Annotated in this window: 32 protein-coding genes; all 32 read left to right on the top strand. The window is 50.0% G+C overall.

The genetic code is table 11. From position 1 onward, the window contains the following. Positions 1 to 33 precede the first annotated feature (33 nt). The 32 genes from rpsL (at position 34) to rplQ (ending at position 17,675) form a co-directional block, all read left to right on the top strand. Positions 34 to 411, top strand: a complete 378-nt coding sequence (rpsL, locus tag METLA_RS0111280) for a 30S ribosomal protein S12 (protein ID WP_005373976.1) — start codon at positions 34 to 36, stop codon at positions 409 to 411. Positions 412 to 425: 14 nt separating this feature from the next. Further along, positions 426 to 896 carry a 30S ribosomal protein S7 gene (gene rpsG, locus METLA_RS0111275; protein ID WP_024298659.1) on the top strand — a complete coding sequence of 157 codons (471 nt, stop codon included), beginning with the start codon at positions 426 to 428 and terminating at the stop codon, positions 894 to 896. A 28-nt stretch (positions 897 to 924) separates the two neighbouring features. Then, complete coding sequence (gene fusA / locus METLA_RS0111270; RefSeq protein ID WP_024298658.1) at positions 925 to 3,027, top strand: elongation factor G; 2,103 nt, start codon at positions 925 to 927, stop codon at positions 3,025 to 3,027. Positions 3,028 to 3,053: 26 nt separating this feature from the next. Further along, on the top strand, positions 3,054 to 4,244 hold the full coding sequence (tuf, locus tag METLA_RS0111265; protein WP_024298657.1) for an elongation factor Tu: 1,191 nt from the start codon (positions 3,054 to 3,056) through the stop codon (positions 4,242 to 4,244). A gap of 6 nt (positions 4,245 to 4,250) precedes the next feature. Beyond that, a complete protein-coding gene (gene rpsJ / locus METLA_RS0111260; protein WP_006890490.1) occupies positions 4,251 to 4,562 on the top strand; it encodes a 30S ribosomal protein S10 in 312 nt (103 codons plus the stop codon). A 19-nt stretch (positions 4,563 to 4,581) separates the two neighbouring features. Next, positions 4,582 to 5,232, top strand: coding sequence for a 50S ribosomal protein L3 (gene rplC, locus METLA_RS0111255; RefSeq protein WP_024298656.1), 651 nt, complete (start codon positions 4,582 to 4,584; stop codon positions 5,230 to 5,232). Between the two features lie 3 nt (positions 5,233 to 5,235). Continuing rightward, complete coding sequence (rplD, locus tag METLA_RS0111250; RefSeq protein WP_024298655.1) at positions 5,236 to 5,856, top strand: 50S ribosomal protein L4; 621 nt, start codon at positions 5,236 to 5,238, stop codon at positions 5,854 to 5,856. A 2-nt stretch (positions 5,857 to 5,858) separates the two neighbouring features. Next, positions 5,859 to 6,152 (top strand): 50S ribosomal protein L23, encoded by a 294-nt coding sequence (gene rplW / locus METLA_RS0111245; RefSeq protein ID WP_425411760.1) that lies wholly within the window; start codon positions 5,859 to 5,861, stop codon positions 6,150 to 6,152. Between the two features lie 40 nt (positions 6,153 to 6,192). Then, a complete protein-coding gene (gene rplB, locus METLA_RS0111240; protein WP_024298653.1) occupies positions 6,193 to 7,020 on the top strand; it encodes a 50S ribosomal protein L2 in 828 nt (275 codons plus the stop codon). A 12-nt stretch (positions 7,021 to 7,032) separates the two neighbouring features. Continuing rightward, the gene (rpsS, locus tag METLA_RS22010) at positions 7,033 to 7,305 is read left to right on the top strand and encodes a 30S ribosomal protein S19 (protein ID WP_084480124.1); all 273 of its coding nucleotides are present in this window, start codon (positions 7,033 to 7,035) and stop codon (positions 7,303 to 7,305) included. 7 nt (positions 7,306 to 7,312) lie between these two features. Continuing rightward, entirely contained in the window at positions 7,313 to 7,648 is a 336-nt protein-coding gene (rplV, locus tag METLA_RS0111235; protein WP_024298652.1) for a 50S ribosomal protein L22, read from the top strand. A 9-nt stretch (positions 7,649 to 7,657) separates the two neighbouring features. Then, the gene (gene rpsC, locus METLA_RS0111230) at positions 7,658 to 8,329 is read left to right on the top strand and encodes a 30S ribosomal protein S3 (RefSeq protein WP_029646609.1); all 672 of its coding nucleotides are present in this window, start codon (positions 7,658 to 7,660) and stop codon (positions 8,327 to 8,329) included. A 19-nt stretch (positions 8,330 to 8,348) separates the two neighbouring features. After that, positions 8,349 to 8,762: a 50S ribosomal protein L16 gene (rplP, locus tag METLA_RS0111225; RefSeq protein WP_024298650.1), complete on the top strand. Its 414-nt coding sequence runs from the start codon at positions 8,349 to 8,351 to the stop codon at positions 8,760 to 8,762. Further along, positions 8,762 to 8,953, top strand: a complete 192-nt coding sequence (gene rpmC, locus METLA_RS0111220; RefSeq protein WP_024298649.1) for a 50S ribosomal protein L29 — start codon at positions 8,762 to 8,764, stop codon at positions 8,951 to 8,953. The genes rplP and rpmC overlap by 1 nt, the downstream gene beginning before the upstream one ends. A 2-nt stretch (positions 8,954 to 8,955) precedes the next feature. Then, positions 8,956 to 9,219: a 30S ribosomal protein S17 gene (gene rpsQ, locus METLA_RS0111215; protein WP_024298648.1), complete on the top strand. Its 264-nt coding sequence runs from the start codon at positions 8,956 to 8,958 to the stop codon at positions 9,217 to 9,219. 38 nt (positions 9,220 to 9,257) lie between these two features. After that, entirely contained in the window at positions 9,258 to 9,626 is a 369-nt protein-coding gene (rplN, locus tag METLA_RS0111210) for a 50S ribosomal protein L14 (protein WP_024298647.1), read from the top strand. Positions 9,627 to 9,640: 14 nt separating this feature from the next. Continuing rightward, positions 9,641 to 9,958 carry a 50S ribosomal protein L24 gene (gene rplX / locus METLA_RS0111205; RefSeq protein WP_024298646.1) on the top strand — a complete coding sequence of 106 codons (318 nt, stop codon included), beginning with the start codon at positions 9,641 to 9,643 and terminating at the stop codon, positions 9,956 to 9,958. 11 nt (positions 9,959 to 9,969) lie between these two features. Next, on the top strand, positions 9,970 to 10,509 hold the full coding sequence (gene rplE / locus METLA_RS0111200) for a 50S ribosomal protein L5 (RefSeq protein WP_024298645.1): 540 nt from the start codon (positions 9,970 to 9,972) through the stop codon (positions 10,507 to 10,509). A gap of 12 nt (positions 10,510 to 10,521) precedes the next feature. Next, positions 10,522 to 10,827 (top strand): 30S ribosomal protein S14, encoded by a 306-nt coding sequence (gene rpsN / locus METLA_RS0111195; RefSeq protein ID WP_024298644.1) that lies wholly within the window; start codon positions 10,522 to 10,524, stop codon positions 10,825 to 10,827. A 28-nt stretch (positions 10,828 to 10,855) separates the two neighbouring features. Continuing rightward, on the top strand, positions 10,856 to 11,251 hold the full coding sequence (gene rpsH / locus METLA_RS0111190; RefSeq protein WP_024298643.1) for a 30S ribosomal protein S8: 396 nt from the start codon (positions 10,856 to 10,858) through the stop codon (positions 11,249 to 11,251). A gap of 12 nt (positions 11,252 to 11,263) precedes the next feature. Continuing rightward, positions 11,264 to 11,797, top strand: a complete 534-nt coding sequence (gene rplF, locus METLA_RS0111185; RefSeq protein ID WP_024298642.1) for a 50S ribosomal protein L6 — start codon at positions 11,264 to 11,266, stop codon at positions 11,795 to 11,797. 9 nt (positions 11,798 to 11,806) lie between these two features. Further along, positions 11,807 to 12,163, top strand: a complete 357-nt coding sequence (gene rplR, locus METLA_RS0111180; protein ID WP_024298641.1) for a 50S ribosomal protein L18 — start codon at positions 11,807 to 11,809, stop codon at positions 12,161 to 12,163. A 9-nt stretch (positions 12,164 to 12,172) separates the two neighbouring features. After that, entirely contained in the window at positions 12,173 to 12,682 is a 510-nt protein-coding gene (rpsE, locus tag METLA_RS0111175; RefSeq protein WP_024298640.1) for a 30S ribosomal protein S5, read from the top strand. A 2-nt stretch (positions 12,683 to 12,684) separates the two neighbouring features. Further along, on the top strand, positions 12,685 to 12,870 hold the full coding sequence (rpmD, locus tag METLA_RS0111170; RefSeq protein ID WP_024298639.1) for a 50S ribosomal protein L30: 186 nt from the start codon (positions 12,685 to 12,687) through the stop codon (positions 12,868 to 12,870). Then, a complete protein-coding gene (gene rplO / locus METLA_RS0111165) occupies positions 12,870 to 13,304 on the top strand; it encodes a 50S ribosomal protein L15 (RefSeq protein ID WP_024298638.1) in 435 nt (144 codons plus the stop codon). Before rpmD ends, rplO begins: the two co-directional genes overlap by 1 nt. Before the next feature lie 6 nt (positions 13,305 to 13,310). Then, positions 13,311 to 14,627, top strand: a complete 1,317-nt coding sequence (secY, locus tag METLA_RS0111160) for a preprotein translocase subunit SecY (RefSeq protein ID WP_024298637.1) — start codon at positions 13,311 to 13,313, stop codon at positions 14,625 to 14,627. A 33-nt stretch (positions 14,628 to 14,660) separates the two neighbouring features. Further along, the gene (gene rpmJ / locus METLA_RS22005; RefSeq protein ID WP_084480123.1) at positions 14,661 to 14,774 is read left to right on the top strand and encodes a 50S ribosomal protein L36; all 114 of its coding nucleotides are present in this window, start codon (positions 14,661 to 14,663) and stop codon (positions 14,772 to 14,774) included. A gap of 77 nt (positions 14,775 to 14,851) precedes the next feature. Beyond that, a complete protein-coding gene (gene rpsM, locus METLA_RS0111155; RefSeq protein ID WP_024298636.1) occupies positions 14,852 to 15,208 on the top strand; it encodes a 30S ribosomal protein S13 in 357 nt (118 codons plus the stop codon). A gap of 21 nt (positions 15,209 to 15,229) precedes the next feature. Next, positions 15,230 to 15,616, top strand: a complete 387-nt coding sequence (gene rpsK / locus METLA_RS0111150) for a 30S ribosomal protein S11 (RefSeq protein WP_024298635.1) — start codon at positions 15,230 to 15,232, stop codon at positions 15,614 to 15,616. 18 nt (positions 15,617 to 15,634) lie between these two features. Then, positions 15,635 to 16,255, top strand: coding sequence for a 30S ribosomal protein S4 (gene rpsD, locus METLA_RS0111145; RefSeq protein ID WP_024298634.1), 621 nt, complete (start codon positions 15,635 to 15,637; stop codon positions 16,253 to 16,255). Positions 16,256 to 16,276: 21 nt separating this feature from the next. Then, on the top strand, positions 16,277 to 17,287 hold the full coding sequence (locus tag METLA_RS0111140; RefSeq protein ID WP_024298633.1) for a DNA-directed RNA polymerase subunit alpha: 1,011 nt from the start codon (positions 16,277 to 16,279) through the stop codon (positions 17,285 to 17,287). 25 nt (positions 17,288 to 17,312) lie between these two features. Next, on the top strand, positions 17,313 to 17,675 hold the full coding sequence (rplQ, locus tag METLA_RS0111135; protein ID WP_024298632.1) for a 50S ribosomal protein L17: 363 nt from the start codon (positions 17,313 to 17,315) through the stop codon (positions 17,673 to 17,675). Positions 17,676 to 17,774 lie beyond the last annotated feature (99 nt).

Raw genomic sequence — 17,774 nt, 5'->3', positions numbered from 1 at the left:
TGGCAGTTATTTGTAAATCGGAGTAAATAGAAAATGGCCACGATCAACCAATTGGTCCGTAAGCCACGTGCTAAAAAAATCGAAAAAACCAATGTTCCTGCATTGGAAGCCTGCCCTCAGCGCAGGGGGGTTTGCACGCGCGTTTATACCACTACACCCAAGAAGCCAAACTCGGCCCTGCGTAAAGTGGCGCGGGTTAGGTTGACTAACGGCGCCGAAGTCAGCAGCTATATCGGCGGCGAAGGTCATAACCTGCAAGAGCACTCTGTGGTGTTGATCAGGGGTGGCCGGGTCAAGGACTTGCCAGGTGTGCGTTATCACGTCGTGCGCGGCAGTCTGGATACCTCTGGTGTCAATAACAGAAAATGCGGTCGTTCCAAGTATGGTACGAAACGGCCAAAAGGCAAATAATAGGTTGATGAGCTATGTCTAGAAGAAGAGTTGCTACCAAAAGAGAAATCATTCCTGATCCGCGATATGGCAGCGTAATGCTGACCAAATTCATGAACATGATCATGGAAAGTGGCAAAAAATCAATCGCCGAAGGCATCGTCTACGGTGCATTGGATGTGATTGGCAACAAAGGTCATGGCGAGCCTCTGGATGTTTTGTCAAAAGCGCTGGAAAACGTACAGCCGCGGGTCGAAGTGAAGTCCCGTCGTGTCGGCGGCGCGACCTACCAGGTGCCGGTTGAAGTGCGTCCGTCACGTCGTGTCGCCTTGGCGATGCGCTGGCTGATCGATGCTTCGCGCAAAAGAAATGAAAAGAACATGGCCGGCAAATTGGCCGGTGAGTTGCTGGATGCCTATGAAAACAGAGGTTCCGCGGCGAAGAAGCGTGAAGATACCCATCGTATGGCGGAAGCGAACAAAGCGTTCTCGCATTACCGTTGGTAATTCATTCATTCAGGTTATATTTTAGTCCGTGGCGCGCAAAACTCCGATAGAGCGATACCGTAATATCGGTATCATGGCCCATATCGACGCTGGTAAGACAACGACGACGGAGCGGATCCTGTATTACACCGGCGTATCGCACAAGATAGGCGAGGTGCATGACGGGGCTGCCACGATGGACTGGATGGAGCAAGAGCAGGAGCGCGGGATTACAATCACGTCCGCGGCGACCACCTGCTTTTGGTCCGGCATGGAAAAGCAGTATCCGCAGCACCGTATCAACATCATTGATACGCCGGGGCACGTCGACTTCACGATTGAGGTCGAACGCTCGCTTCGCGTCTTGGACGGCGCCTGTGCGGTTTTTTGCGCGGTGGGCGGCGTCGAGCCGCAATCCGAGACGGTCTGGCGACAGGCGAACAAATATCACGTGCCGCGTTTGGTGTTTGTCAACAAGATGGATCGCTCAGGAGCCAATTTCCTGCGAGTGATCGAGCAGATCAAGGCGAGACTCGGAAGTCTTGCGGTTCCCATGCAGTTACCGATCGGCGCAGAGGATCACTTCGAAGGCGTGGTCGATCTGATCAAGATGAAGGCGATCTATTGGGACGAAACCAATATGGGGATGACCTTTCAGGAAAAGGACATTCCGGCCGACATGCAGGCGCTATGCGAGACCTGGCATGCGCATCTGGTCGAGGCGGCTGCCGAGTCCAGCGAAGAGCTGATGGAAAAGTATCTTCTGGAAGAGAATCTGTCGGACGAAGAAATCAAGCAAGGCATTCGTCAGCAGACGATAGCGAATAAGCTGATGCCGGCTTTCTGCGGCTCCGCCTTTAAAAATAAAGGCGTGCAGGCGATGCTGGATGCGGTGATCGACTATCTTCCGGCGCCGACCGATGTGATAGCGATCAAAGGTCATCTGGAAGACGAAGAAACCGAGGCAGAGCGTCCATCTACCGATGATGCGCCGTTCGCGGCACTGGCTTTCAAGATTGCGACCGACCCTTTCGTCGGGACCTTGACTTTTTTTAGAGTGTATTCCGGCGTGCTGAGCTCCGGCGACAGCGTCTATAACTCGGTCAAGAAGCGCAGGGAACGCATCGGACGGCTCGTGCAAATGCATGCGAACAGCCGCGAAGAAATCAAGGAAGTCTGTGCCGGCGATATTGCGGCCGCGATCGGCTTGAAAGAGGTAACGACCGGCGATACCTTGTGCGATCAGAATCAAAAGATCGTGCTGGAGCGCATGGATTTTCCGGATCCTGTCATTTCGGTGGCGGTGGAGCCGAAAACCAAGGCCGACCAGGAAAAAATGGGCATCGCGCTCGGCAAGCTCGCTCAGGAAGATCCTTCATTCCGCGTCAAAACGGACGAAGAGACAGGGCAGATCATTATTTCCGGCATGGGCGAACTGCATCTGGAAATCATTGTCGACCGGATGCGTCGGGAGTTCAATGTCGAAGCGAATGTCGGCGCGCCGCAAGTGGCTTACCGTGAAACGATACGGAAAGCGGTCGAACAGGAAGGCAAGTTTGTCAGGCAGTCGGGCGGGCGCGGTCAATACGGTCACGTCTGGCTCAAGATCGAGCCTCAAGAAGCCGGGGCGGGTTATCTGTTCGTGAACGGAATCGTTGGCGGTACGGTGCCGAAAGAATACATTCCTGCCGTCGATAAAGGCGTGCAGGAGCAATTGAAGAGTGGTGTGTTGGCCGGTTATCCGGTTCTCGATGTCAAGGTAACCCTGTTTGATGGTTCCTACCACGATGTCGATTCGAGCGAAATGGCGTTCAAAATCGCCGGTTCGATGGGTTTCCGTGAAGGCGCGAGAAAGGCGGATCCGATCTTGCTTGAGCCGATCATGAAAGTGGAAGTGATCACGCCCGAGGATTATATGGGCGACGTCGTCGGCGATTTGAACCGGCGGCGCGGTGTGATCCATGGCATGGACGATACGCCGTCAGGCAAGGCAATCAGCTGTGAAGTGCCGCTTGCCGAAATGTTTGGTTATGCGACCGATTTACGGTCGGCGACTCAGGGACGAGCGACATATACGATGCAATTTGAAAAGTACAATGAGGCGCCGGCTAGTATTGCGGATGCGATTATAAAGAAATCTTCATTATTTTGAATATTAAAAAGATAGGGTATTGACACATGGCCAAAGAGAAATTTTCCCGTAGCAAGCCACACGTTAACGTCGGCACGATCGGACACGTTGACCACGGCAAGACCACATTGACTGCCGCCTTGACCAAGGTCATGGCGGAAATCCAAGGTGGCGAAGTCAAGGCGTTCGACCAAATCGACAATGCACCTGAAGAGCGTGCGCGTGGTATTACGATTGCGACTTCGCACGTGGAATATCAGTCAGCGACTCGCCATTATGCGCACGTTGACTGCCCAGGCCACGCTGACTATGTTAAGAACATGATTACCGGTGCGGCGCAGATGGACGGCGCGATCCTGGTTTGTTCAGCGGCTGACGGCCCGATGCCGCAAACCCGCGAACACATTCTGTTGTCAAGACAGGTTGGCGTACCCTATATTGTGGTATTCTTGAACAAGGCCGACATGGTTGACGACGCCGAGTTGATCGACCTGGTCGAAATGGAAATTCGCGAGCTGTTGGATTTGTACGAATTCCCGGGCGACGACACCCCGATCATCGTCGGTTCTGCGCTGAAAGCGCTGGAAGGCGATCAAAGCCCAGTAGGCGTTCCTTCGATCATTAAGTTGGTTGAAGCGCTGGACTCTTATATTCCGCTGCCAGAAAGAGCCGTTGACGGCGCGTTCCTGATGCCAATCGAAGACGTGTTCTCGATCTCCGGTCGGGGTACTGTGGTAACCGGTCGTATCGAACGCGGCATCATCAAGGTTGGCCAGGAAGTTGAAATCGTCGGTATTCGTCCGACCGTTACCACGACCTGCACCGGCGTCGAAATGTTCCGTAAGCTGCTGGATCAAGGTCAAGCTGGTGACAACGTCGGTATCCTGCTGCGCGGCACCAAGCGTGACGAAGTCGAGCGTGGCCAGGTTTTGGCGCAAAAAGGCACCATCAAGCCACACAAGGCATTCAAGGCAGAAATCTACGTATTGTCCAAGGAAGAAGGCGGTCGTCATACTCCTTTCTTCGATGGCTACCGTCCGCAGTTCTATTTCAGAACGACCGACGTAACCGGTGCTGTTAAATTGCCGGAAGGTGTTGAAATGGTGATGCCAGGCGACAACATCGCTGTCGATATCACCCTGATCTCGCCAATCGCGATGGAAGAAGGTTTACGTTTTGCAATTCGCGAAGGCGGTCGTACGGTCGGTGCGGGCGTTGTTGCTTCTATTATCGAGTAATAAACAATGTCAAATCAAACTATCAGAATCCGTTTGAAATCATTCGATCACAAATTGATCGATCAATCGGCTGGTGAAATAGTAGAAACCGCAAGAAGAACCGGCGCGCAAGTCAAAGGCCCGATTCCATTGCCTACTAAAAAAGAACGGTTCACGATCCTGATCTCTCCGCATGTCAACAAGGATGCCAGAGATCAGTATGAATTGAGAACCTACAAAAGATTGCTGGACATTGTAGAACCCACTGAAAAAACCGTCGACGCATTGATGAAGTTGGATCTTGCGGCGGGCGTGGATGTCCAGATTAAGTTGAATTAAAAGATAGAGGAATTGGCAGATGTCAATAGGTCTTATAGGTCGAAAGTGCGGTATGACCAGGGTTTTTTGTGAAGATGGCTCGTCTGTGCCGGTAACCGTACTGCAGATCGACTCCAATCGGGTCACTCAGGTTAAAGGCATTGAAAACGATGGTTATCGCGCCATTCAGGTCACTGCGGGCGACGTGAAATCATCACGGGTCAATAAAGCAATGGCCGGTCATTATGCGGCGGCCAATGTGACGGCAGGTCGCGGTCTTTGGGAGTTCAGACTCGAAGATGGCGAAGGCGACGGTCTGTCTGTCGGTTCCGAACTGTCTTTGGATATTTTCTCCGCGGGTCAAGTCGTGGATGTTCAGGGAACCAGCAAGGGTAAAGGCTTCGCCGGCGCGATTAAACGCCACAACTTCCACATGCAGGACGCGACTCACGGTAACTCCGTATCGCACCGCGTGCTGGGGTCTGTCGGTATGAACCAAACACCGGGCCGCGTCTTTAAAGGCAAGAAAATGGCTGGTCACATGGGGGCGGAAACCACCACCGTGGAAAATTTGACCATCCATGCAGTCGATGCCGAAAAGGGTTTGATTCTGGTTAAAGGCGCTGTGCCAGGCGCGAAAGGCGGCGATGTCGTGATCAAGCCTGCCTCGAAAATGAAAAATAAAGGTTAAGTTATGGGTTTGCAAGTACCTGCATTGAATGATCAAGACACGGCCGGCAAGGTCGAGGTCGACGAGGCGGTTTTTGGTCGGGATTATAACGAAACGTTGATCCACCAGATCGTGACACGCTTTTTGGCGGCCAGAAGAGCCGGCACCAAGGCGCAAAAGACCCGCTCAGAAGTCAGCGGCGGCGGCATGAAGCCATGGCGGCAGAAAGGTACCGGTCGTGCGCGTTCCGGTTCAACCCGCAGCCCCATCTGGCGGACTGGCGGTGTCGCGTTCGCGGCAAAACCGCGTAACTACGAGCAAAAGCTGAACAAGAAAATGTTCCGTGCCGGCGTCCGTTCGATTCTGTCTGAATTGCTCAGACAAGATCGTCTGGTCGTCTCCAACGACATTTTTCCAGCTTCGCCAAAAACGAAGGATCTGATCGAGAAGTTGAAAGGTGTGAATGCTCGCCGCATTCTGATCGTAGTCGATGTGATCGATCAAAATCTGGCGCTGGCTTCACGCAATATTCCTTATGTTGAAGTTGTTGAAGCCAACAATCTGAACCCAGTGCTGCTGGTGTCGGCTGAAAAGGTGATTGCGACTTCAGGTGCGCTGAAAAAAATTGAGGAGCACTTAGCATGAGCATAAATCAAAATTATTTATCGACAGTTCTGCGCGCGCCGGTCATTTCCGAAAAGAGCACGCTGCAGGCCGAAGCGAATAAAATCATCGTGTTCAAAGTCCTGAAGCAAGCAACCAAGAAGGAAATCAAGGCTGCTGTGGAGTTGATGTTCAATGTCGAAGTCGACAACGTCAATGTCCTGAATGCACAAGGCAAGCAAAAACGTTTTGGCCGCACCTTGGGTAAAAAATCGGATTGGAAAAAGGCGTATGTCAAGCTGAAACCAGGCCACGACATCGATTTTTCCGCGGCTTAATTTAATAGATACAAAGATCAATTAGGAAACGGTAGTTAACATGGCGATTGTAAAGTCAAAACCGACATCACCAGGTTCACGGTTTGTAGTACGGATCAAATCAGAAGATCTGCACAAAGGCAAGCCGTATGCACCATTGCTGGCTAAAAACAGCAAAACGGGAGGTCGTAACAACCAAGGGCGTATCACAACACGTCATGTCGGCGGTGGTCACAAGCAGCACTACCGTATTATTGATTTTAAAAGAAATAAAACCGACATTCCGGGCGTTGTCGAACGTCTCGAATACGATCCAAACCGGACCGCGAATATCGCTCTGGTTTTGTTCAAAGACGGCGAGCGCCGCTACATCATTGCACCGAAAGGTCTGACTGCGGGTCAGGAAGTACTGTCTTCCGATACTGTGCCGGTCAAGCCAGGCAACTGCATGCCGCTGCGCAACATTCCGATGGGTACGACCGTACATTGCGTCGAACTGAAGCCCGGCAAGGGCGCGCAGCTGGCCAGAAGTGCGGGCGCATCGGCGCAATTGGTTGCGCGAGATGGCGCTCATGCAACCTTGAGACTGCGTTCCGGCGAAATGCGCAAAGTACTGGCGGATTGCCGCGCAGTGATCGGCGAAGTGTCCAACTCGGAGCACAACCTGGCTTCCTTGGGTAAAGCTGGCGCAACCCGCTGGCGCGGTGTCAGACCGACCGTTCGCGGTGTGGTTATGAACCCGGTAGATCACCCACACGGCGGCGGTGAAGGTCGTACTTCCGGAGGTAGACATCCGGTTTCGCCATGGGGTATGCCGACCAAGGGCTACAAGACTAGAAAAAACAAGCGGACTGACAATATGATCGTCAGACGCCGTAAGCAAAAATAGTGAGGAATTAGCGTGCCACGTTCAATTAAGAAAGGTCCTTTTGTTGATCACCACCTGGTTAAGAAGGTGGAAGATGCGGTAAGCAGCAATAATCGGAAACCAATTAAAACCTGGTCCAGAAGATCGATGATAGTGCCCGATATGTTGGGTTTAACCATTGCGGTCCATAATGGGCGCCTTCATGTTCCGGTTCTCGTTTCTGAGAATATGATCGGTCACAAGCTTGGCGAATTTGCCCCAACTCGAACATACAAAGGCCATGTGGCCGACAAGAAATCCAAATAGGTGAGAGATGGAAACCAGTGCAAAATTGAGTAATGCGCCACTGTCGGCGCAAAAAGCCCGGCTCGTTGGCGATCAAATCCGCGGGTTGCCGGTTGATCAGGCCTTGAACGTATTGAAATTCAGCTCCAAGAAGGGCGCGGCGATCATCAAAAAAGTGCTCGAATCCGCGATCGCGAATGCTGAAAACAATGACAGCGCCGATATCGATGACTTGAAAGTGTCTACCGTTTATGTTGATGAAGGGGCGACCTTGAAAAGATTTAAGGCAAGAGCTAAAGGACGTGCAAACCATATCCTGAAAAGAACCTGCCATATCACAGTTAAAGTCGCAGAGAACGAGTAGGGGTAGATAATGGGTCAAAAAGTACATCCAATAGGCATTCGCCTGGGCATCGTTAAGGATTGGAATTCCAGATGGTTTGCAAATAACCAGGATTATTCGGTCTTTTTGCATCAGGATTTGCAAGTCAGAGACTATATCAAAAAGAAATTGGCGCATGCGTCGGTCAGCCGGATTCAAATCAACCGTCCTGCCAACAATGCGCACATCACGATTCATACCGCACGTCCGGGTATCGTGATCGGCAAGAAAGGCGAAGACATCGAAATCTTGAAACAGGAAGTTTCCAAGATGATGGGTATTCCTGTCCAAGTGAACGTCGAAGAAATCAGAAAGCCTGAACTCGACGCGCAGCTGGTCGCAGAAGGTGTTGCTCAGCAGCTCGAAAAACGGATCATGTATCGTCGCGCCATGAAGCGTGCGGTGACCAACACGATGCGTCTGGGCGCCGAAGGCATCAAGATCAATGTCGGCGGTCGTCTGAATGGCGCCGAAATCGCGCGCAGCGAGTGGTACCGCGAAGGCCGTGTGCCGCTGCATACCTTGCGTGCGGACATCGATTACGCGACTGCGGAAGCGAAAACGACTTACGGTGTGATCGGTATCAAGGTCTGGATCTTCAAAGGTGAAGTATTCGACATGGATGCGCATCTTGCCGCGATCAATTCTGAAACCAAGAAATAATAGTTGAAGGGATAGAGACATGCTTCAACCGAAAAGAACCAAATTTCGTAAACAGCACAAAGGCAGAAATAACGGCGTTGCTGTTCGTGGGTCATCCGTCAGCTTCGGCGACTTCGGCTTAAAATCGATAACCCGTGGTCGTTTGACCGCGCGTCAGATCGAAGCCGGCCGTCGGGCGATCACCCGTCACGTCAAACGGGGCGGTAAAATCTGGATCCGAATCTTCCCGGATAAGCCAATTACGAAAAAACCTTTAGAAGTTCGTATGGGAAAAGGTAAAGGTAGTGTAGAATACTGGGTTGCTCAAGTCAGACCTGGTACGATGCTCTATGAAATTCAAGGAGTGAGCGAAGAGCTGGCACGGGAGGCATTTACCCTGGCGGCGGCAAAACTACCATTGAAAACACTGTTTACCGCGCGGACGATAATGTAATGAAAGCAACAGAATTACGCCAAAAAACCAAAGACGAACTGAATTCGTTATTGCTCGATTTGGCGCGCGAGCGTTTTAATTTGAGAATGCAAACAAGCACCGGTCAATTGTCCAAGCCGTCTGAGGTGAAAAGAGTTCGCCGCGAAATGGCGCGGATTCAGACCGTCATGAACGAAAAAGCAGGCGCATAAGTATGAGCGAAAATCAAACCAAAGTTCGGACGATCACCGGACGCGTCGTTAGCAACAAGATGGATAAAACCATTACCGTTCTGGTTGAGCGGGTTGTGAAGCATCCGGTTTACGGCAAATACATCAAAAGATCAACCAAAATGATGGCGCATGATGAAAGCAATGTGTGCCAGGAAGGCGATGTGGTATCGATTGCTTCATGCCGTCCATTGTCAAGACATAAAACCTTCAAACTGGTTGAAGTTTTAGAAAGTGCTAATAAGTAAATAGCACGCAGCTTATTTGAAAAAACTGGGAATTTATCATGATTCAGATGCAAACTAACCTTGACGTCGCCGACAACAGCGGCGCAAAAAAGGTCATGTGTATCAAAGTACTCGGCGGTTCGCACCGACGCTATGCGAATATTGGCGATATTATCAAAGTCAGTATTAAAGATGCGATTCCACGCGGAAGAGTAAAAAAAGGCGAGGTTTACAACGCTCTGGTCGTCAGAACCTGCAAAGGCGTGCGTAGACCCGATGGTTCGGTCATTCGCTTCGACGACAATGCCGCTGTCATCCTGAACAATAACTTGCAACCACTGGGCACCCGTATCTTCGGACCGGTTACCCGTGAATTGAGAGGTGAGAAATTCATGAAGATTATCTCACTGGCTCCTGAAGTGTTATAAGGTAGGGTTTGACGATGCAAAAAATTAGAAAAGGCGACGACGTAGTCGTTCGCACCGGTAAAGATAAAGGCAAGAGCGGGCGAGTAACCAAGGTTCTGAAAGATGATAAAGTCCTGGTTGAAGGAATCAACCAAGTCAAAAAGAGTCAAAAGCCAAATCCGAATGCGGGCGTAACGGGAGGTATTGTCACGAAAGACATGCCGATCCATATTTCCAATATCGGACTTTATAACCCTGCGACCAAAAAGGCGGATCGCGTCGGCATCAGGATTTTGGATAATGGCAAAAAAGTCAGATATTTCAAATCCACGAACGAAGTTGTTGACGCGTAAGGTGATATATCATGGCTAGACTACAAACAGAATACAAAGAAAGAATTTTGCCTGCGCTGATGCAGCAATTCGGCTACAAGTCGATCATGCAGGCTCCTCGTATTACCAAAATCACCTTGAACATGGGTGTCGGCGAAGCGATTGCGGACAAGAAAATCCTGCAAGCGGCGGTTGCTGATATGGAAAAGATTTCCGGTCAAAAACCGGTGATTACGTTGGCTAGAAAATCGATCGCGGGTTTCAAGATTCGTGACGATATGCCGATCGGCTGCAAGGTCACTTTGCGCAGCGACAGAATGTATGAATTCTTGGATCGTTTAATCAATATCGCCATTCCGCGTATCCGTGACTTCAGAGGCTTGAACGCGAAAAGCTTCGACGGCCGCGGTAACTATTCAATGGGTGTGAAAGAACAAATCATCTTCCCTGAGATAGATTACGACAAGATCGACATGCTGCGTGGTATGGACATTACCATTACGACCACAGCTCAGACCAATGAAGAAGGCCTGGCGCTGCTCAAGCAGTTCAATTTTCCATTTAAGAGTTAAGGCGATATTGGTATGGCTAAGAAGTCAATGATAGCGCGTGAAGACAAGCGTAAAAAACTGTCGCAAAAATACAGCGCAAAAAGAAATTCTTTGAAAGAAGCGATCAGAAATCCAAATTCTACGTTTGAAGAAAAAGAAGCAGCACAACTGCAACTGCAAAAACTGCCGAGAGACTCCAGTATCTCTAGGGTGCGTAACCGTTGTAATTTGACGGGCCGCCCGCATGGTTACTACCGTAAGTTCGGTCTCAGCCGCAACAAGCTGAGAGAGGCAACGATGCGCGGCGATGTGCCAGGCCTGGTCAAGGCCAGCTGGTAAATCGCTGGATCATGTTTGGAGATTATAAATGAGTATGACAGACCCTATTGCAGATATGCTGACCCGGATCAGAAACGGGCAATCTGCTGGTAAAAAATTAGTTAAACAACCCTCTTCAAAGCTGAAAGTCGCGATTGCGAAAGTCTTGAAGGATGAAGGTTACATTACCGATTACAGCACCGAAACAGTCGGCAGCCACACTGAGATGACGATTGTATTGAAATACTACAGGGGTGCGCCTGTAATCGAAAATATCAAAAGAATTAGCAGACCCGGTTTGCGCATCTATAAGTCTAAAGATGAGCTGCCGAAAGTTCTTGGCGGATTGGGTATTGCTATTGTATCAACATCCAATGGTGTAATGACCGATCGAGCTGCTCGTGCAATTGGACATGGCGGTGAAGTTATTTGTACCGTTTGCTAATGTAGGCCTGATATGTCAAGAATTGCAAAAGCCCCAGTGACGATTCCACAAGGCGTGGACGTCAAACTCGATGGAAACAACCTGACCGTGAAAGGAAGCAAAGGTCAGTTGTCCTATAACTTTAACTCCGCGATCGGCGTGAACGTTGTCGACCAAACCATTCAAATGGAATGGAATAGAGACGACAAGATAGCGACTGCGCAAGCCGGAACCGCTCGTGCATTGATCAACAACATGGTCGTCGGTGTGTCCGCCGGTTATGAAAAGAAATTAGCGTTGGTCGGCGTCGGTTACAGAGCGCAAGCCAAAGGTAATATTTTGAACCTGGCGTTGGGTTATTCGCATCCGATCGACTTTGAAGTGCCAAACGGCATTACCGTTGAAACACCCACCCAAACCGAAATTCTGGTTAAGGGTAACGACAAGCAGTTGGTCGGTGAAGTTTCGGCAAAGATCAGAGCCTATCGTCCGCCAGAGCCTTATAAAGGCAAGGGTGTTCGTTATGCTGACGAAAATGTCGCCAGAAAAGAAGCTAAGAAGAAGTAAGGTAGCGTGATGGAAAAGAAGAATAGTCGTATGAAGCGCGCATTAAAACTGCGCAGCAAAATCAAGAGACTGGGCACCACTCGCCTGTCGATTCACAAAACATCACAGCATATCTACGCTCAGATTATCAGCGGTGACGGCAATCAAACCTTGGCCAGCGCCTCGACCAATCAGGCGGTGATCAAGGCGGCAGTCGACGGCGGCACCAGTAATGTGCAAGCCGCTGCCGAAGTCGGCAAGGCGATCGCTGAGCGTGCGCTTGCGGCGGGCATTACCGAAGTCGCATTCGATCGTTCTGGTTTTAAGTATCATGGCCGTGTGAAGGCGCTTGCTGATGCAGCGCGTGAAGCTGGTTTGAAATTTTAGGGGAAAACAATGGCAGCAGCACCTCAACAAGGCAGCGCCGACGGCCTGCAGGAAAAACTGGTTTCGGTCAGACGCGTTGCAAAAGTCGTTAAAGGTGGACGGGTTTTTGGCTTTACTGCATTGACCGTAGTCGGCGATGGCGAAGGCCGCGTCGGTTATGGCGTCAGCAAGGCGCGTGAAGTTCCGATCGCAATCCAAAAATCATTGGAACAAGCACGCAAAAACATGCGTAAAGTTCCATTGAAAGGCGATACCTTGCAGTATGCGATCACGAACACGACCGGCGCCGCGAAGGTTTATATGCAACCGGCCTCCGAAGGTACCGGTATCATCGCCGGTGGCGCGATGCGTGCGGTATTCGAAGTCGTCGGCGTTCATAACGTATTGGCTAAATGCATCGGCACCAACAATCCGATCAACGTGGTTAGAGCAACCATCAATGGTCTGACTTCGATGCATAATCCGAATCACATCGCCGCAAAGCGTGGTTTGTCGATTGAAAAGATTTTAGGACAATAACGATGGCCAGTAACAAACTTAGCGTCACGATGATCAAGAGCAAGCATGGACGCTTGCCGAACCATCAGGCATGTCTGAAAGGATTGGGGCTCAGCAAGATCAACCAAACGGTTGAAGTGTTGAATACTCCTGAAAACAAAGGCATGATCAATAAAATCGCTTACATGTTGAAAGTTGAGGAGCGGTAATGTTTTTGAATACAATTCAGGCGAGCATAGGCGCGCGCAAGAAAGCCAAACGCGTAGGTCGCGGTATCGGCTGCACCTTGGGCAAGACCTGCGGACGCGGACATAAAGGACAAAAAGCCAGAAGCGGCGGTTTTCATAAAGTCGGTTTCGAAGGCGGTCAGATGCCTTTGCAACGCCGGTTGCCGAAAATCGGCTTCACCTCACGTAAAGCGATGTATACCGCCGAAGTTCGCCTCAACGAACTGAACGGCCTCACCGCTGATGTGATTGATGTGCAAACCTTGATCGATAGCAACATCGTTCCGGCGTTTACCAAAACCGTTAAAGTGATCAAGTCTGGCGAAATCGCCAGAGCGGTTACTGTTAAAGGTTTGAAGGTGACAGGCGGGGCGTTGGCTTCGATTCAAGCGGCCGGCGGCAAAGTAGAGGAATAAGCTCGTATGTCAAGAGACGAATCAGCCAATAAACCCGCCGGCTTGTCGGAGCTAAAATCCCGACTTCTGTTCGTTTTGGGTGCTTTTTTCGTGTATCGGATCGGTTCTCACATCCCGGTGCCGGGTATCGATCCTAAAGCACTGCAAATCATGTTCGAACAGCAAAGCGGATCGATCCTGGACATGTTTAACATGTTCTCGGGTGGTGCGTTGATGCGGTTAAGCTTGTTTGCTCTTGGCATCATGCCTTACATTTCTGCCTCGATCATCATGCAGATGATGAGCATCATCATTCCTGCAGTCGAGCAGATGAAGAAGGAAGGCGAGACTGGCAGGCGGAAAATTTCGCAATATACACGTTATGGGACGGTGGCATTGGCTTCGTTCCAGGCGATCGGTATTTCGATTGCGTTACAGAATCAGACTGCCGGCGGTCTTTCGGTGGTGATCAATCCGGGTGTCGCTTTTATCGCGATTACCACGATCACGCTGGTGACCGGCACGATTTTCTTGATGTGGCTCGGTGAACAGGTTACCGAACGCGGTATTGGCAATGGCATTTCGATGATCATTTTTGCCGGTATCGTTTCCGGTCTGCCCAAGGCGGTCGGTGGTACCCTCGAATTGGCCAGAACCGGTGAAATGAATGGTGCGTTCATCATCCTGCTGTTCCTGATCACGATTGCGGTGACCGCTATCGTTGTCTTTGTCGAAAGAGGGCAGCGCAGGATCATCATCAACTATCCGAAAAGACAGCAAGGACGCAAGATGTATGCGGGGCAAAATAGCTTTTTGCCTTTGAAGCTGAACATGGCGGGTGTCATTCCTCCCATTTTCGCATCGAGCATCATTCTGTTTCCGGCCACGGTTGCAAACTGGTTCGGTAACAGTGAAGGATTGACCTGGCTGCGCGACGTCGCGACGATGTTGTCGCCCGGACAGCCGGTGTATGTCATGTTTTATGCGGCCGCGATTATTTTCTTTTGCTTCTTTTATACCGCCTTGGTATTCAATTCAAAAGAAACTGCCGAAAATCTGAAGAAATCAGGCGCCTTTTTACCCGGCATTCGTCCAGGTATTCAAACGAGCGCCTATATAGACAAGGTGATGACGCGACTGACGCTGATCGGCGCATTCTATATTACCTTGGTGTGTTTGCTGCCTGAGTTTTTGATTCTTTACTGGAACGTACCATTTTATTTTGGCGGTACATCACTCCTGATTATCGTGGTCGTCGTTATGGATTTCATCTCACAAATGCAAACCCATATCATGTCTCATCAGTACGAAGGCCTGATGAAAAAAGCTAATTTGAAAAAATAATTCCAAAATTAAGTTTCCAGTAGGAGCAACCTAATGAAAGTCCGAGCTTCGGTAAAAGCAATTTGCAGAAAGTGCAAAATCGTAAAAAGAAATGGCGTGGTTAGAGTGATTTGTTCAGACGGCACTCACAAACAACGGCAAGGTTAATTATTATTTGTGCCGTCACTAAACGAGTGTTATAATTCGGCGCTTAACTCAAGAACAGAACTCAGGGGAATATCTACATGGCACGTATTGCCGGGATAAATATACCAGATCATAAGCATGCGGAAATTTCATTGACCGCAATCTATGGAATTGGCCGTAAGACAGCGCAAAATATTTGTGTTGAAGCGGGAATTTTGCCATCCGTCAAAATCAAGGAATTATCCGAAGAGCAACTCGATACGCTTCGGAACATCATTTCCAAGATGACCGTCGAAGGTGACTTGCGTCGCGAAGTTTCGATGAATATCAAACGCTTGATGGATCTCGGTTGCTATCGAGGAATACGGCATCGCCGTGGTTTGCCGCTCAGAGGCCAAAGAACGAGAACGAATGCGCGTACTCGTAAAGGTCCACGCAAACCGATTAAGAAATAATTCCCCGTCAGAGGTTTAACAATGGCAAGTCCCGCTCGTACCAGAAAACGTATTAAGAAAGAAGTCGCTGACGGCATCGCGCACGTTCACGCTTCTTTTAACAACACCATCATTACGATTACAGACAGAAAAGGCAATACGCTGTCCTGGGCCACTTCCGGTGGATCAGGCTTCCGCGGTTCGCGTAAGAGCACCCCGTTCGCGGCGCAGGTTGCTGCCGAGAAGGCGGGTGTGGTTGCACAGGAATACGGCATGAAAAACCTGGATGTACTGATCAAAGGCCCTGGTCCTGGTCGTGAATCCGCAGTTCGTTCCTTGAACAACCTGGGTTTCAAAATCACCAATATTATCGACGTCACTCCGATTCCGCATAACGGTTGCCGTCCACCCAAAAAACGCCGCGTATAGTTTCTGGAGTTGTAAATCATGGCAAGATATCTCGGACCTACCTGCAAATTAAGCCGCAGAGAAGGCACTGACCTGTTTTTAAAAAGCCGGGGCAAATCCCTGGAAGGTAAATGCAAACTGGATCAAAGACCCGGTCAGCATGGTACCAAACGTACAAGAACTTCCGATTACGCAATGCAGTTGCGTGCGAAGCAAAGACTTCGCAGAATCTACGGCGTTCTGGAAAAACAATTCAGCAATTACTATAAGATCGCTGACCTGAAGAAAGGCGCTACCGGTGAAAACCTGTTGAATCTGCTGGAATCGCGCTTAGATAACGTCGTTTACCGGATGGGTTTTGCATCTACCCGGGCCGAAGCGCGTCAATTGGTTTCTCATAAAGCCTTCCTGGTCAATGGCGCAACCATCAACGTGCCTTCGTACCAGATTGCTCCCGGCGATGTCCTTTCTGTCAAAGAGAAAGCCAAAACGCAACAACGTATCATTGATGCTTTGGCGGTTACCGAACAATATGGCTTTCCTTCATGGGTTGAAGTTAACTCTAAAGCAATGACCGGTACTTTTACCTCATTGCCGGATCGCGCCGATTTGGGTAGCGATATCAACGAACAGTTGGTTGTAGAGTTGTACTCAAAGTAATTACCATTCTGAGGGAATTAAATGCAGAATTCAATTTCTGGTTTGTTGAGGCCTCGAATCGTTGAGGTTATTAGTAAATCGAAGAATCATTCAAAGATCGTCATTGAGCCGCTCGAACGCGGCTTTGGTCATTCGATTGGCAATGCCTTGCGTCGTGTTTTGCTTTCTACGATTCCAGGATGCGCAGTAACTGATGTCGAGATCGACGGTGTGCTGCACGAGTACACCACGATTGAGGGTGTCCAGGAAGATGTCATTGACATACTGCTGAATTTAAAGCAATTGGCCGTGCTCCTGCATTCGCGGGATGAGGCTGTTTTAACCTTGTCGAAAACCGGTGCGGGCGCTGTCACGGCGGCCGATATTGCATTGCCGCATGACGCTGAAATCGTCAATCCTGAGCTGGTGATTGCCAACCTGACCCAGTCAGGTGTGTTGAACATGAAGATTCGCGTGCGCCGTGGACGGGGCTATGAGCCTGTCAGCGTGCGCAGAGCACGCAGCGACAGCAGTTCTGCCGTCGGTGCCTTGCATGTGGATGCTTCTTACAGTCCGGTTGTCCGCGTTGCCTATGCTGTCGAAAGTACTCGTGTAGAGCAGCGCACCGATCTGGATAAGCTGATTATCGAGCTCGAAACTAACGGCACTGTCGATCCTGAGCAAACGATCAAATTGGCGGCAACGATTTTGCATGACCAATTGTCAGTCTTTGTTGATTTCGAGAAAGTCACCGAGCCTGAGAAGGCTGAAGTGCAAGTGACGGAAGAAATTTTTGATCCGATTCTGCTGCGGCCGGTTGATGATCTCGAATTGACCGTGCGTTCAGCCAATTGCTTAAAAGCTGAAAACATATTTTATATCGGTGATTTGATTCAGCGTACTGAAGTTGAATTATTGAAAACACCGAATTTAGGAAAAAAATCTCTGACCGAGATCAAGGACATTTTGGCGCTAAAAGGGCTGTCGCTTGGTATGCGCCTGGAAAATTGGCCGCCGGATAGTCTGGCAGAGCACATTCATTCAAGCAATTAACAACACATAGCTAGGTCACACAGTAATGCGACACAGAAAATCCGGAAAAAAATTCAGCATCACCAGTAGCCATCGCAAGGCTCTGTTCAGCAGCATGACATGCGCTTTGATCAACCATGAACTGATCAAGACCACCTTGCCAAAAGCCAAGGAATTGAGAAGATATGCGGAGCCTTTGATCACCCTGTCTAAAGAAGACAGCGTGTCCAAACGCCGCGTGGCTTTCGCAAAACTGCGCGATCGCGATGTCGTGACCAAGTTGTTCAATGAACTGGGCCCACGCTATCAAGGCAGACCGGGCGGCTACTTACGCATCATGAAATGCGGATTCAGAGCCGGTGACGATGCGCCAATGGCTTACGTCGAGCTGGTTGATAGACCGCAATAAGGTTCATCGAAATCCAAATAAAAAAGCCGGGTAAACCCCGGCTTTTTTTTGCGCTTGTGAAACTCGAACCGTTGCCGATTCGAATTTCAAGCGTGGAAA

Origin of the sequence: Methylomicrobium lacus LW14 (assembly GCF_000527095.1) — a bacterium.
Classification (GTDB): domain Bacteria; phylum Pseudomonadota; class Gammaproteobacteria; order Methylococcales; family Methylomonadaceae; genus Methylomicrobium; species Methylomicrobium lacus.
This window is presented reverse-complemented; position numbering and strand designations above follow the sequence as displayed.